Origin of the sequence: Mesorhizobium sp. M1006 (genome assembly GCF_040318825.1) — a bacterium.
Lineage (GTDB): Bacteria > Pseudomonadota > Alphaproteobacteria > Rhizobiales > Rhizobiaceae > Mesorhizobium.
Genome location: NZ_JAMYMZ010000048.1, coordinates 1 through 13,809, shown reverse-complemented (window position 1 = coordinate 13,809; position 13,809 = coordinate 1). Strand labels below are relative to the sequence as shown.

Genomic DNA, 13,809 nt, shown 5'->3' with positions numbered 1-13,809 from the left:
TGAGCCTTGAGCTCCTCCGGCCTTGATGCGCGGGTCCTGACGACGCTTCGCTCAGGTCCGCACCCTAAGGGCTTGCTCCAGCCTGTCGGCAATCTGGGTGACGATATAGGCAATCACCATGTAGATCACGACGGCAATCACGAAGGCTTCGAGGTAGTAGTAGTTCAGCGCGGCGGTTAACTGGGACTGGGCGAAGATATCGACAACCTCGATGGCGAATCCGAGAGAAAGGGCCTTCATGATGACCATCATCGAGGTTGTAAGATCAGGAATTGCCGTGAGAGCCACCTGGGGAAACAGAATCCGTCGGAACAATTGGCCGTTCGTATAGCCAAGCGAATGGGCGGCGTCTGACTGACCCGTGTCGAAGGCGTTCAGGGCTCCTTTGATGATCTCCGATTGGAACGCAGCGATACAGCCCGTCACCGCAATAACAAGGATGACCGAGTTGGGTGTTTCGTGGGCGTTGAAGTTGATCCCGAGCAACGAGAGCAGGAACTGGAATGCCGGGGGCAGACCGAAATAGGCGAGGAAAATCACGATGACCATCGGAACGCCCTTGAAGACGATCTTGTAAGCCATGATGAGCTCTCGCAGCACCGGGACTCGTCTATATTCGACGAGTGCGAAAATGCTGCCGACTATCGTCGACAAGACGAAAATCGTGAGCGCCATTCCAAGCGTTACAGGTACGGCGCCCAGAATTTCCTGGGTGTCCTGGAGCAAAATATCGGTCTCGAACATGGTTGAATACCCTTACGTCAGACGCTGGCAATGGCTGCGTTCTTGATCTGAGCTGTTGTCGTGGCCTCAGGTGCCTGCATCGGCGAGCGAAGCTCGAACAAATGCACGATGAACCAGGCTATCAGGCACATAAGCGCATAGATGACGGCCAGGACGAGGTATGTTTCGAACTGATATTGGTTATAGTCGCGCTCCATGATCAAATGCGCGGTCGCCATCACGTCCGCCGCCCCGATGTACATGACCAGCGCAACGTTGTGGATCAGGTAGATGATGGAGTTTCCATAGCCCGGCAATGCGAAGTGCACCGCTTGCGGGCCCACGATGCGGGTGATCTTCTGGCGAAAGGTATATCCTAGACTGTCGGCTGCATCATGCTGGCCGCGATCGACGGCCAGGTATGCAGGCCGCAGGACTTCCGACAGATAGCCGCCATGGTAAAAGCTCAGTCCGACCATCGCAGCGATCGTCGGCGAGAAGAAATCTGCGGAGCCGAACAGGGCCACCAATAGGGGGAGCCCATAGAACGCGACGAACAACTGGAGGACGACGGGAACGCTGCGGGCATAGGACACGTAGAGGTCGGTGAGGTGGCTGACCACTGGTATCCTGCGAATCCGCAATGTTGTCGCAACGAGCGCCAAGCAAAAGCCGACCAACATGGCGGTAAACGTGATAGCGAGCGTCAGCGGCAATGCCGAGAGCAACTCTGGAATCATAGCAGAAACATCCACTTTGAAACGCTCCTTCTTGCAATTCAGACTTGCCGCTGACGATATCTACTCAGATCGCATCATTTCATATACTTGACGATACCTTCGCCAAACCACTTCTGCGAGAGCTTTTCGATCGTACCGTCGTCTTTCAACTCTTTGAGAACTTTGTTCACGTCATCGACCAGAACCTTGTTTTCATCTGACTTGTGGATAAGCATATAAGTGTTGTTGGTGAAGACTGGTTCGGACGCCACGATGTCGAGCTTCTTTTCATCGATGACGGTCTGCTCACCAAGATTTGAAGGCAGGACCAGCGCGTCGAACTTGCCGTTCTGAACTTCGTCCAAACGGTTTGGATACGGGATTCCGGCGCTCGACGCCGTCACGTCAAGCTTGTATTGAGGATTTTCTTTTTGCCAGTTCATGATGAACTTATAGGTTCCGCCGCCAGCCGTGGTCGGAACGATCCTCTTGCCGACCAGGTCTTTCATTTCTTTGATGCCGCTGCCCTTTTTGCTGTAGATCTTCATCAGGCTGGCGCCCATGGGGTTTTCCGGAATGAAGAACTGCTTGGCGCGCTCGGGTGACTTGTAGTAACCGCCGACCGCGATGTCGTATTTGCCTGTGGCCAGGCCGGTTTCCTGCGCGATGTCGGAGACACCTTCCATTTCGAACTTGTATTGCGGCAGCTTTGCGTTGATCGCCCTCAGCAGATCGGGTTCATAGCCTTGCGGCTCGACGCCGAGCGCGCCCCAAGCCAATGGCTTGGATTCGGCAGAGGTCGCGATCTTGATTGTCCGAACGGTCTGACCATAACTGATCCCTGCTGTCGCAAGGGCAATTGCGATGCCGCCGGCGACGGCCAGGGCATAACGACGCGAAAAACTGGATTTGATTGCAGACATTTCTTGGGTTCCCTTCTTGTTGGATTATTGAAAAGCGAGTTCAGACTGCAGGAATTGAGCAAGTCGTGGGCTGGAAGGCGCATCGAAGATCTCAGTTGGACTGCCGTCGGCGGCAACCACGCCACGATCCATGAAGACGATCCGGTTCGAGATGTTCTTTGCGAATTGCATCTCGTGGGTCACAAGCAGCGAGGTGATGCCGGACGACGTGACGTCCTTGATCACCTTCAGGACTTCACCGACCAGTTCGGGATCCAGCGATGATGTCGGTTCGTCGAAGAGTATCACGTCGGGGCGAACCGCCAAGGCGCGCGCGATGCCGGTGCGCTGGAGCTGGCCGCCCGACAGTTGGGAGGGATAGCTATCTCGCTTCGGGGTGAGGCCGACCCGCTCGAGCTCCCGCAAGGCGATCTCCCGCGCCTCGTCTGCGGACTTGCGCTGCACGACGACCAGGGGATCCATCACGTTCTGCAGGACCGTCATGTTCTTGAAGACGTTGAATTGCTGAAAGACCATCGCCGTTCGCAACCGGATCGCCTGGACAGCGGCCTTGTCGGCACGCTGGTAATCCATCCGAATCTGATCGAACGCGATGGTTCCTGAGGACGGCTTGGCAAGGTAGTTGATGCATTTCAGCAACGTGGTCTTGCCGGTGCCGCTGGGGCCGATGATCGACACCACGTCACCCCGCTTTACCGAGAGATTGACGCCGTTCAGAACCTGCGTGCTTCCGTAAGACAGTCTTATATCTTTGAGATCGAGCATTGCTGGTTGGTGTCCTTCAGAGTGTGGGACGGAGTGCCTTGATCGCACGCGATATCATCATCCGCTCTCCGCATGGCCGAGAACGTGCATGAGCCGGTTTGCCCAGCCGAAGATCGATATGGCGTGGATCAGGTCGATGATCTCGCGGTCATCCATGCCGACTGATCGAAGCGCGGCGATATCGTCTGCCGTCGCTTCCGGCGGTGCCGCCGACAGGCGGCGGGCAAAGCTGTAGATTGCCGCATCGCGTGCGCCCAGCGCTTCAGGTTTGTCGAGGTAAAGTGCGGTGACCACTTGGTCGCTCTTGGTCAGCTCTGCATGCCTACGGGCGTGGACAACGGCACAGAATTTGCAGCCATTGACGATCGAGGCCCCCAATGCGCCAAGTTCGCGATCGGGACGGGCGAGCCCGCCTTCGACATACATGATCGCGTTGAACAAAACGGTACGCGCAAGATAGCTCTCTGGGTCATGGGCAAGGGTTCGCACATATTCCGAAACCTTCTTGGCCGATGGCGTGACCTTCATCGCTTCAAGCTGTTCCGGCGAGGCCTCAGGCAGCTCGACCGGCGCGATATACGGATGCCAGTTCAATGGCTTCAGACGAACCGAGGAGATCATGTCGACCTCATCAGACGCAAGCCGGTCGCCACCCGTGTCTGGAAGTTGACAAAAGCGATCAGCTCGGAGAGCGCGACGATCTGAGGATTGTTCAATCCAGCCTTCTCCAGGAGAGCGATATGGCTCGCTTCAGCCTTTTTCGGCGCCAGGGTGATCAGGTCAACATGACGAACGATGGTCGCCAGGGGTTCATTCAAATCCGTTTCCCCGTGGGCCAAGGCCAGAAGCTGCTCGGTCGGACCAAGCTGAGCCAGCTGAACATCATATTCGGCCACCAGGACCGGATCGGCATTCAGGGCGGCCATGCGACGGGCAAGAGCAACACGCAAATTCGTCGCCAGCCCCTGATCGTTCGCCGGCTGCAGCACAGAGAGGCGACATTCTTCTGCCCCTCGCACGAATTCGGGCCGAAATCGCCGTGCGGCGAAAAGGGCATCGTCCGGTGAAAGACCCGCTGCCTTGTCCATTGCGTCGATCACAGTGCGGCCTCCTTGTGCAACAAGGGTGTTGAATCGACCCACTCGTCGCCCAGAAGTTCGGGCGTGTCGTAGGCGATCAGATTGGCGAAGTGGGTTTCGACATCCTCGGCAAAAAGTGAAGATGCGATGCCGCGCACAAGACGGTCGGCACCGGCGCTGACGGCCGGGATGTCGCCGGAGACCTTGCCGTGCGTCAGCATGGCGGCGTCGTTGAAGCAGTGGATATGTGCCAGCATCGGGCAGGAACCGGGAATGCGTTCACGAAACTCGAAGGCGGGACCGAGATCCGGTGCATCGGACATGCCTGCACGCGGCGGTCCCATTTCCGGCCTATATCGGCCATCCGACCAGGTGCGGATATGTGGGGCAATCGCCGCAAATTCCGGTCGGCCGCTGAAGTCATTTGAAAAGCCGGTTGCCGCGATCAGGAAGTCGTAGTGCATCGGCCCTTGTGTGGTTTCGATCAGCAGGCCTCCCGGATCTTCCATTACCGCAACGATGCCGCAGTCGAGAAAGAACCGAGCATTCGCGTGGCGAGACACGCGAAGCGTCGATGAACGCGGCGGCGGCGTCTGGGTGGAGGCGGTGTAGTCGAAGAACTTCCACTTCCAGCCATCCGGCAAGTGATGCATGCCGAGTACAACACCCGGGCTGCCGATGCCGGTCAGCTTGTTGATGCGCGGCATTTCCTTGCGCCGGATCAACATGTCAACAGAGCCGGCTCCCGCCTCGAGCGCCGTTGCGGCATTGTCCATGGAAGAGGCGCCAGCGCCGATCACCGCCACACGCTTGCCTTTCAGCGTGTCGAAGTCGATGTCGTCGGCAGAATGGGCCCAATAGGCGCGATCGACGCCGCTGAGGAAATCGGGCACGGCAAAACCGCCCAAACCGGACCGACCGGTGGCCAGAACGAGACGACGGGTGAGGACCTGGCCAGTCTCCGCGCCCTCGATATCGATCGCAATCAGATCTCCAACGGGTGCCAGTCCGGTCATGCGCACACTGTTGCGCACCGGCAGGCCGAGAACCTTGCGGTACCAGACCAGGTAGTCCATCCACTGGCCCTTGGGGATTTTGTCCAGCGACCGCCAGGCCTCAACGCCCCATTGCGCCGTGAACCAGGCGCGGAACGTCAATTGCGGCAGGCCAAGCGACGGGCCGTTGAGAGTCTTCGGTGACCGGAGTGTTTGCATGCGGGCAAACGTTACCCATGGTCCCTCGAGCCCGGCCGGAGCCGCATCATAGGCCACGACATTGGTTATCCCGGTCAGCACCAACTTTGCCGTGGCAGCAAGTCCGCACATGCCGGCGCCAATGACGACGACGTCACGGACCGGGACGCCATTCTCCGTGCGCGTCGGAACCCAAGGTTTGGCCGGCAGCTCGAGAAACTCGAGATCCTGTGCAAGCTGTGCTTCGAGCGCAGCAAGACCTATCGGCGTTGGCGCGGCGGGGGTATGCTTCATATTCCTGTTCCGTGATTTGTGCCGGATGCAGGATCGCTCACCAATTGGCCAGCGAGGGTCGGATCTAGTTTCTTGAAGCCGACGATCGACCGTTCAGCCACCGCCTCGACCGCATCCATCAACGCCTGCGCGACTGGACGAAGCGGACGTTTTTCGGCAGCGATAACGCCCCAATAAAAGAGAACGGTTGCGTCGATCGGACGGATGACGACATCGGGCAGGGCGACGCCATAAGCGGTGAGGGGATCGATGACGGCCGCCGCACCAGTCTGACGCACGATCTGTAACGCGCCATATGCAGTATTCGTCCGGATCACTGGCCCTGTATCGATGCCCCTGGCCGCCAAAGCCTTGGAGACATGCAACTGGAAACGCAGGGGGTTGAGCAGTGTGGCGACGCGGCGACCGGCAAAGGCGGAAAGCGGTATGACGTCAAGTTCAGCCAGCGGATCATCCTCCCGCACGGCAGCAACATCAGGTGCCGAATAGAGCCGCAGGACATCCAGACCGGGCGTATCGAGCGGCAGGCTCGAAAACCCGATCTCGGCACGTCCGCTGCGTACCTCCTGGGCGACGATCGAGGGGAGAAACTGCCCCAGATGCGTCTCGTGCGGAAGTTCGACACCGTTGAGTTCGGCCATGGCCGTCGGGATTAAGCCAGTACCGATCGCGGAGGTGGTAACAATCTGCAGGATTCGCCCCCGGCCGGCGGCGATCATCTTGGCCCGCGCGGCAAGTTCGGTGAAGGACATCAGCAATCGCCGCGCCTCCTCCTCGAAGGCGGCGCCTTCTTCAGACAGCTGCACCCGGCGACCGACCCGGTGCAGCAATTCGAAGCCGAGTTCTGCCTCGAGGTCCTGAATGGTGCGTGTCACCGAAGGCTGGGAACACCCGAGCATCTCAGCCGCCTTGGTGATGCTGCCGTTGGCGGCAACGGCAAGAAAGGCCTGGAGATCTCGTGTTTCCATTTACGCCTACATGCGCATTATGTATGAGTAAGATCGTCTCATGCATATTTGATATGTGTCAAGGCGGAAATGAAACATGGCCGGAGACGCCCCGGTGATTCGCCGCACCGCCGGAAGAATTCGGAGCCCACAGAGCGTCGTCGGCAGCGTTCGCCGCGCTGCGACCCATAAAGACTGGAACAGGAGAAATCCTATGCGGGTGAGTATTCTGGGGGCCGGTGCAATTGCGTACGGCCTTGCTGCCTGCCTGGCGGAGGCGGGGCACGATCCAATGCTTTGGTCGCCGTCGGGAGGGCGCACCAAGGCACTGGCCGCCGGCGAATTGCTAACGGCCACGGGCGCCATCGAGGCAACGGTGTCGGTGCGTATCGCCAAGGATTGTAAAGAGGCTGTTGCCGCTGCAGACGTTGTGATGATCGCGCTGCCGGCTAACGGGCACAAGAAAGTGATGGATGCTGCCGTTCCTTATCTGAGGGAGGGAACGCCGGTAATCATCAGCTCTCACAGTTCCTTCGGAGCGCTGTATCTCTCCAGGCAATTGGCGCAACGCAAGGTTCGCCTGCCGATCGTCGTCTGGGGCACAACGCTGGTGACCGGCCGCCAGTCCGGATCAACAGAAGTCCATGTCACCAGCGTTCGCCAGAAGCTCGATGTTGCGACGCTCCCGTTCGACGCGATGGACCAAGGGTTCCGACTTTGCACGACCCTGTTTGGAGATCGTTTCGTCAAGCGCGACGGTTTGCTTGCTATCGCGCTCAGCAACCTCAATCCGCAGAACCATCTCGGGATCGCCCTTCTTAATCTCACACGCATGGAGAAGCGAGAGCAGTGGAGCCAGGCCGGAAATGTTACGCCGGCTGTCGGCCGCCTTATCGAGGCGCTGGACGCGGAACGATTGGCGATCGCCGCTCGTTTTGGAATTGCCGTGCGCACAGTTGAAGAGCATTTTTCATTGTCGTTTCACGTCCCTATGGGCACCGTTTCGGAAATGAACCAGGAGATGGATCGCCAAGGCCGCGGCGGCTTCGGCCCGTCAACTATCGAAACCCGTTATGTTCTGGAGGACGTTCCGTTCGGGCTGCTGCCGACGGTGTTTTTGGGGAAGATCAGCGGAAAACCAGCGGTCCTCCATCAGTCTGGCATTTCAATATTCTCGGCCGCTTATGGTCGCGATCTCAAGGCAGACAATGATATCCTTCCTGCGCTCGGCATCGAAGGAATAGGAAAAGTGGATCTGGAGAACCTTTGCCGTAAGGGTTTTTAGCGACTCTTCACACGTGAGCAGGCAGTCGGCTGTCAGCGACACTTCCCGTGGCGCGTCAATCAAACCGCTCTCATCTCTGATCAATCCGCTGCAAGGCGTTGCGGAAGCCGACGGATCGGCTTCCGTTCTTATATCGGGGGCGCCCAGGGGCTAGATCACGCGCTTCATGTCGATGTAGTTCCCTTCTGTCCGGATCGTCAGCGTCACTTCTCTGTCACCACGATTTCGCCAGAACCAACCGTGATTTCCGTCGAAGGCGGCTTCAATGGCACCTTCGTCAGCGAGAACGCTGCGACCTTTTTCGTAGCTGACGGACTGACCGCCGCCATCGCCGTGCGTCTCGAAGTTCACCACGCCACCGTCAGCTGTCCAGGAAAAGTTTGCCTTGGCACCCTGCCGCATCACGAGCTTGACTTCGGCACCCTGGCCTGGCGCCAACGTGAAGGATAGCTCGTCTTGCCTTCCATCTGGCCGGATCGGGGCTTCCGAGGTTGCTTCGGCGACAGGCGCTGCAGCAATGGCCGGAGCCTCGGCAGGAGCAATCTCTCCAACCGTCACATTATCTTGGGCAACGGCCTCCCCGGTTGGGGATGGCTGCGACGCGGGCTGTTCGGCGGTAAGGGCAACGAGGAGGTTTTCAATTCGGTCCATGCGCGCCATCAACTCGGCCGGAGGGACCATTTGCGTCATCCGCTCGGCCGAAGCCTTCGCGCTGGCCATTTCGTCCTCTGCCGCCTCGGCTGCCAACTGTGTCTTGATTTCGCCCATTCTGGTGAGGCCGAGCAATCTGCCTGCTCCAGTCGGATCGATCGCATACTCGGACGGCATGACGACCGTGACGAGCAAGGCGAGCGCCGTCAGCGCGGCAATGAAGGTGGAGCGCTTGAGCTGCGCTGAAGTCGGCAAATCGGCGCGGCTGGGAAGGTCGGTGTTGTACATGATTGCGGTTCCTTATGCTGCGACGAACAGGCCGGTGAGCTGATATCCGATCAGCAGGAAACCGGCCGTCATCATGATGACGTTTGTGGTATAGGCGTGGCGCCAGAAGCTTCGTGTCCGGCGCCAGTAGCCCATCACGATCAGGATGGCGCCCAGAGCCAAGAGCTGTCCGATCTCGACACCGACATTAAAGGCCAAAAGGTTCGGCACCAGGCCGTCCGGCGAGATGTTGTATTCAATGATCTTCGTCGACAGGCCCAAACCGTGAAAGAATCCGAAGACCAGCGTCGCGACCTTGGTGTTCGGCTGGAAGCCGAGCCATCGCTGGAAAGCGCCCATATTGTCGAGCGCCTTGTAGACCACGGACAGGCCGATGATCGCGTCGATGATGTAGCTGTTGATGCCGACGTTGAAATAGACGCCAAGCAGCATCGTCGTGGAGTGGCCGAGCGCGAACAGGCTGACATAGATGCCGATATGCTTCATCCGGTAGAGGAAGAAGATCACGCCGAACAGGAACAGAATGTGGTCGTATCCGGTCACCATGTGCTTGGCGCCGAGATAGATGAAGGGCAGCACGTTGATGCCCGAGATTTCCTGGATGTAGCCCTTGTCGCCCTCGGCCACGGCGTGGGCGAAGGCAGCCCCGCCCAGGAGCGGCAGGGTCATGAGAGCGATAAGCAGGGGCAGGGTGGGTCGCCAACACGTGCGACGCGCGCGTGGCCGGCCCCGGTCGAAGGGTCCTTGCATAGAATTTCCAATCTTCGTCGTTGAGGGTTTGTCGCCTGAGCGACATCGATCATGCGGCGAGGAATGGTCTGGGCGGTCGCTCGAGCGGAAATGCCGTGCCCGGATCGATGAAAGTCGGCGAATAATTCAGCCAACCCCGTTCGAACTGCGGAACGGTCGGTGCGAAGTCGGCGGGCGTGCTCGCTGTCTCGTGCGAATGGTCTGCCGCATCGTGCCCGTGAAAATGGCCGGGGATCTGCTCGTCCGCGACGCCGTCATCGTGGGTGTGGCGACGATCTTCGATCTGGGCTGCGGCTCCGCTGTGACGTTCGTTCGCGGCGGCAGCAAGCGCGATCGGATCGTGCGAGGCCGAATAGCCGAAAGAACGCAGCACACCGATCGTCATCGCCAAGACGATGATGAAGCAAATGGCTGGGCTGCAGATCCGATTCGGCATGAACGGCGATTATTCTCTAAAATCCTAACGAATGGTTTTTGCTATATCAGAATCGAGGCCTCTTTGAGACTTGCGTATCCTCTCCAGGAGGATAGTATTTAGATATGAGCGGCCAACCTCACATCCACGAAACCCATCCCGATATCGTCAAACGCCTGAAAAGGGCCGGCGGACATCTTAAGGGTGTGATCGACATGATCGAAGCAGGCCGGCCCTGCCTCGATCTCGCCCAGCAGCTTCATGCTGTCGAGAAGGCCATTTCGCAGGCCAAGAAGACCCTGATCCAGGATCATCTCAACCATTGCCTTGAAGACGTCGTCGGGCCGCTGGCGCGCGAGCAGCGCCGCTCGATCGACGAGTTCAAGGACATCACCAAGTATCTGTGAGAAGCGCCATGATGGACAAAGTTCGCGATTGGTTTGGGTTTGGCCCGATGACGCATGGCTTGGGGGGGCACGGACATGATCACGGTGATGGTGGCCATGGCCACACACACGGTGTCATAGATCCGACGATCGCCACGACGACGCGCGGCATCTGGGCGATCAAATGGTCATTCGTCGTTCTGGCCATCACGGCAGCGCTCCAGCTTGTGGTCGTGTTCCTCTCCGGCAGCGTGGCGTTGCTGGCCGACACGATCCACAATGTCGGCGACGCGGTCACTGCCATTCCGCTGTGGATCGCCTTCGTGCTGGCCCGCCGCAAACCGAGCAAGACGTTCACCTATGGACTGGGCCGGGTCGAGGATCTGGCCGGGATCGTCATCGTTCTCATCATCCTCTTCAGTGCCATCGTCGCCGGCTATGAGGCGATCGATCGCCTGATCAATCCGCGTCCCATCACGTTTCTTGGCTGGGTCGCCATCGCCGGCCTCATAGGCTTCATTGGCAATGAAGCGGTCGCGGTATTCCGTATCCGCGTCGGGCGAGAGATCAACAGCGCTGCGCTGATCGCGGACGGCTACCATGCCCGCACCGACGGCTTTACCAGTCTGGCGGTCGTGCTGGGCGCTATCGGCGTGTGGCTGGGCTTTCCGCTTGCCGATCCGATCGTCGGGCTGCTGATCACCGTGGCGATCTTCGCCATCGTCTGGCAGTCGTCGAAAGCCGTGTTGACCCGCATGCTTGACGGTGTTGAGCCCGGCATCATCGACGAAATCCATCATGCCGCCGAACACGTGTCGGGCATCGGGCGCGTTGAAAGCGTGCAGGCACGCTGGATCGGACATCGTCTGCATGCCGACGTGGCCATCAGTGTTCCGGAGATGGCGACGGCCAAGAGCGTCCTGAGCGTAACCGAAGCCCTCAAGGAGGAGCTGTTCGCCCACTTGCCGGCGTTGGCGGAAGCCAATGTCCGCCTGATGAGCTCGGCCGGGCCGGCCGCGGAAACCTCTCATGCTCACCATCATGCGCCAGAGCCCTTCAAGGTAGTCTGCGATCTGGCTGAAGGGACATTGGAAATCGTCGATACACCGGCCGGCGAGCGGATGCGGCTGACTATCGATCGTCACGCCGATGACTTGGCGGCGACGGTGATTATCGATCGACCCGAAGGGCCAGAGACGCTTCGCCTCGATCCCGTTGCAGACAACCATCATCGGCTTGAGAGCACCGTCGCCCCTGCTGAGCCGCATGAGTTCCAGGCGAGGTTGATCCTGGTCGCGAAGGGTCGGGAGCAGGCGCTGCCATTCAAGATGGTCGAGCCGGAAGGCCACCACCACTGAGACAGGCGGGCTGTCCGCGCTACATTCCTGGCTCGACGAACCCCGATCCGCTGCAAGAAGGCAAAATATGCTTCAGGTCCTGGCCGATCGCACCTACCGTCATCTCTTCCTGGCCCAGGTCATCGCCCTGATCGGCACTGGCCTTGCCACCGTAGCACTCGGGCTGCTGGCCTATGATCTTGCCGGCGCCGATGCAGGCGCGGTGCTCGGCACGGCGCTCGCTATCAAGATGATCGCCTATGTCGGCGTGGCGCCTGTCGCCGCTGCGTTCGCAGAGCGCCTGCCACGCCGCACCATGTTGGTTTCGCTCGACCTCATCCGGGCAGCAGTCGCGGTGTTCCTGCCCTTCGTTACCGAAGTCTGGCAGGTATATCTTCTCATTTTCGTCCTGCAGTCGGCGTCGGCAGGCTTCACTCCGGCCTTCCAGGCCTCTATTCCTGACGTACTGCCCGAGGAGAAGGACTACACGCGAGCCCTGTCGCTGTCGCGACTGGCCTACGACCTGGAAAGCGTCGTCAGTCCCATGCTGGCGGCGGCGCTGCTTTCCGTCATCAGCTTCCACAGCCTGTTCGCCGGTACGGTTATCGGCTTTCTCGCCTCGGCGGCGCTGGTGGTGTCGGTGGTCCTGCCGAGCCCTAAACCGTCGCAGCCGCGCGGCGTTTACGATCGTACCACGCGCGGATTGCGCATCTATCTGGCGACGCCGCGATTGCGCGGGCTGCTGGCCCTTAACGTTGCCGTCGCGGCGGCAAGCGCGATGGTGATCGTCAACACGGTCGTCCTGGTTCAGGCACAGTTCGGCCTCTCTCAAAGTGACACGGCGCTGGCGCTCGCAGCCTTCGGCGGCGGATCGATGATTGCAGCCCTTGCCCTGCCGCGGCTGCTCGAGAACGTCCCAGACCGGGTTGCGATGCTCTCGGGCGCCGCGATCCTGGTCGTGGGCGTGCTGGTGGGACCTCTCGCCGGCAGTTACTATCTGCTGCTGGCGCTCTGGTTCGTGCTCGGGCTCGGCTATTCGCTGGCGCAGACGCCTTCGGGCCGATTGATCAGGCGTTCCGCCGATGCCGTCGACCGGCCCGCTCTGTTTGCTGCCCAATTCGCGCTTTCGCATGCCTGCTGGTTGATCACGTATCCCATTGCCGGCCGCGTCGGTGCGGCGATGGGATTGCCTTTCACATTCATTCTGCTCGGCATCATTGGCGCCGCTGCCCTGCTTGCCGCGGTCTGGCTCTGGCCGAAACATGATCCCGACGTGCTTGTGCATACGCATGTCGATCTGCCTGAGGACGACCGGCACATCGGCGACGCAGTATGGTCGGAAGCGGGGTATGAGCATTCGCACGTCGTCGATGATCGGCACCCGAAATGGCCCAAGACGAGCTGAGAACTCAACATGCTTGGCGAGCTCGCCATCTATGGCGGTCTATTTCTGACCGCGTTCGCAGCGGCGACCATCCTGCCGATGCAATCGGAAGCAGCCCTTGCGGGGCTGCTCCTGACAGGGAGCCATGCTCCTGCTCTGCTCATCGCTTTCGCAGGCGCAGGCAATGTGCTCGGCTCGATCGTTAACTGGTGGCTCGGCCGGGGGATCGACCGCTTTCACGATCGCAAATGGTTTCCGGTAAAGCGCTCCGCCTTGAAGCGCGCGACGCGATGGTATCAGCGCTACGGACGATGGTCGCTGCTGTTGAGCTGGTTGCCTCTCGTTGGCGATCCACTGACGGTTGTGGCGGGAGCGCTGCGAGAGCCATTCTGGAGCTTCCTTGCGATCGTCGCGATCGCGAAGGTCGGCCGCTACCTCGCGCTGGCCGCGATGACGCTGAGCTGGATTTAGGGCTTGTCGAGACCCGCGCCGACAGGCGGGCCTCGCTTTCCTATGCCAAACGCAGCGCCGCGCGCATGCGCGTCGCGGGACCGGCCAACCAAGCTAAGGCACAGCGCGCGAAGGGCTCCAGCCAACATCGACATTGTTAAGACATTCCTGTGGCCGCGCGCCAGGCCTGCACAACGAAGCTGTGCTGGTTCCAGATCAT

General features: G+C 59.8%; 16 protein-coding genes. 5 read left to right on the top strand and 11 right to left on the bottom strand.

What is annotated here, in order from left to right:
- Window positions 1-51 precede the first annotated feature (51 nt).
- Genes NKH60_RS28725 through NKH60_RS28690 form a run of 8 tightly spaced genes read right to left on the bottom strand, consistent with a single transcriptional unit; the run spans window position 52 to window position 6,664 of the window.
- Entirely contained in the window at window positions 52-744 is a 693-nt protein-coding gene (locus tag NKH60_RS28725; RefSeq protein ID WP_352874254.1) for an amino acid ABC transporter permease, read from the bottom strand.
- A gap of 17 nt (window positions 745-761) precedes the next feature.
- On the bottom strand, window positions 762-1,478 hold the full coding sequence (locus NKH60_RS28720; protein WP_031194726.1) for an amino acid ABC transporter permease: 717 nt from the start codon (window positions 1,476-1,478) through the stop codon (window positions 762-764).
- 59 nt (window positions 1,479-1,537) lie between these two features.
- Window positions 1,538-2,365 carry a transporter substrate-binding domain-containing protein gene (locus NKH60_RS28715; RefSeq protein ID WP_352508389.1) on the bottom strand — a complete coding sequence of 276 codons (828 nt, stop codon included), beginning with the start codon at window positions 2,363-2,365 and terminating at the stop codon, window positions 1,538-1,540.
- A gap of 24 nt (window positions 2,366-2,389) precedes the next feature.
- Window positions 2,390-3,130, bottom strand: a complete 741-nt coding sequence (locus NKH60_RS28710; RefSeq protein WP_352874252.1) for an amino acid ABC transporter ATP-binding protein — start codon at window positions 3,128-3,130, stop codon at window positions 2,390-2,392.
- Window positions 3,131-3,187: 57 nt separating this feature from the next.
- Window positions 3,188-3,751 carry a peroxidase-related enzyme gene (locus tag NKH60_RS28705; RefSeq protein WP_352874251.1) on the bottom strand — a complete coding sequence of 188 codons (564 nt, stop codon included), beginning with the start codon at window positions 3,749-3,751 and terminating at the stop codon, window positions 3,188-3,190.
- On the bottom strand, window positions 3,748-4,230 hold the full coding sequence (locus NKH60_RS28700) for a CMD domain-containing protein (RefSeq protein WP_352773698.1): 483 nt from the start codon (window positions 4,228-4,230) through the stop codon (window positions 3,748-3,750). Before NKH60_RS28700 ends, NKH60_RS28705 begins: the two co-directional genes overlap by 4 nt.
- The gene (locus NKH60_RS28695; protein WP_352874250.1) at window positions 4,227-5,696 is read right to left on the bottom strand and encodes an NAD(P)-binding domain-containing protein; all 1,470 of its coding nucleotides are present in this window, start codon (window positions 5,694-5,696) and stop codon (window positions 4,227-4,229) included. Before NKH60_RS28695 ends, NKH60_RS28700 begins: the two co-directional genes overlap by 4 nt.
- Complete coding sequence (locus NKH60_RS28690; RefSeq protein ID WP_352773583.1) at window positions 5,693-6,664, bottom strand: LysR family transcriptional regulator; 972 nt, start codon at window positions 6,662-6,664, stop codon at window positions 5,693-5,695. The genes NKH60_RS28695 and NKH60_RS28690 overlap by 4 nt, the downstream gene beginning before the upstream one ends.
- A 193-nt stretch (window positions 6,665-6,857) precedes the next feature.
- Here NKH60_RS28690 and NKH60_RS28685 point away from each other — a divergent pair, with 193 nt between their 5' ends.
- Complete coding sequence (locus tag NKH60_RS28685) at window positions 6,858-7,928, top strand: NAD/NADP octopine/nopaline dehydrogenase family protein (protein WP_352874249.1); 1,071 nt, start codon at window positions 6,858-6,860, stop codon at window positions 7,926-7,928.
- A 150-nt stretch (window positions 7,929-8,078) separates the two neighbouring features.
- On the opposite strand, the gene NKH60_RS28680 is transcribed toward NKH60_RS28685, so the two are convergent.
- The 3 genes from NKH60_RS28680 to NKH60_RS28670 form a co-directional block, all read right to left on the bottom strand.
- Complete coding sequence (locus NKH60_RS28680) at window positions 8,079-8,867, bottom strand: hypothetical protein (protein ID WP_352773572.1); 789 nt, start codon at window positions 8,865-8,867, stop codon at window positions 8,079-8,081.
- A gap of 12 nt (window positions 8,868-8,879) precedes the next feature.
- Window positions 8,880-9,536: a HupE/UreJ family protein gene (locus NKH60_RS28675; RefSeq protein ID WP_352874248.1), complete on the bottom strand. Its 657-nt coding sequence runs from the start codon at window positions 9,534-9,536 to the stop codon at window positions 8,880-8,882.
- A 130-nt stretch (window positions 9,537-9,666) separates the two neighbouring features.
- Entirely contained in the window at window positions 9,667-10,053 is a 387-nt protein-coding gene (locus NKH60_RS28670) for a hypothetical protein (protein ID WP_352779090.1), read from the bottom strand.
- 104 nt (window positions 10,054-10,157) lie between these two features.
- Here NKH60_RS28670 and NKH60_RS28665 point away from each other — a divergent pair, with 104 nt between their 5' ends.
- The 4 genes from NKH60_RS28665 (at window position 10,158) to NKH60_RS28650 (ending at window position 13,610) form a co-directional block, all read left to right on the top strand.
- Complete coding sequence (locus NKH60_RS28665; RefSeq protein ID WP_352773704.1) at window positions 10,158-10,439, top strand: metal-sensing transcriptional repressor; 282 nt, start codon at window positions 10,158-10,160, stop codon at window positions 10,437-10,439.
- Between the two features lie 8 nt (window positions 10,440-10,447).
- Window positions 10,448-11,776 (top strand): cation diffusion facilitator family transporter, encoded by a 1,329-nt coding sequence (locus NKH60_RS28660; protein ID WP_352874247.1) that lies wholly within the window; start codon window positions 10,448-10,450, stop codon window positions 11,774-11,776.
- Window positions 11,777-11,843: 67 nt separating this feature from the next.
- Window positions 11,844-13,160: an MFS transporter gene (locus tag NKH60_RS28655; protein WP_352874246.1), complete on the top strand. Its 1,317-nt coding sequence runs from the start codon at window positions 11,844-11,846 to the stop codon at window positions 13,158-13,160.
- A gap of 9 nt (window positions 13,161-13,169) precedes the next feature.
- Complete coding sequence (locus tag NKH60_RS28650; protein ID WP_352874245.1) at window positions 13,170-13,610, top strand: YqaA family protein; 441 nt, start codon at window positions 13,170-13,172, stop codon at window positions 13,608-13,610.
- The last annotated feature ends 199 nt before the right edge of the window (window positions 13,611-13,809 follow it).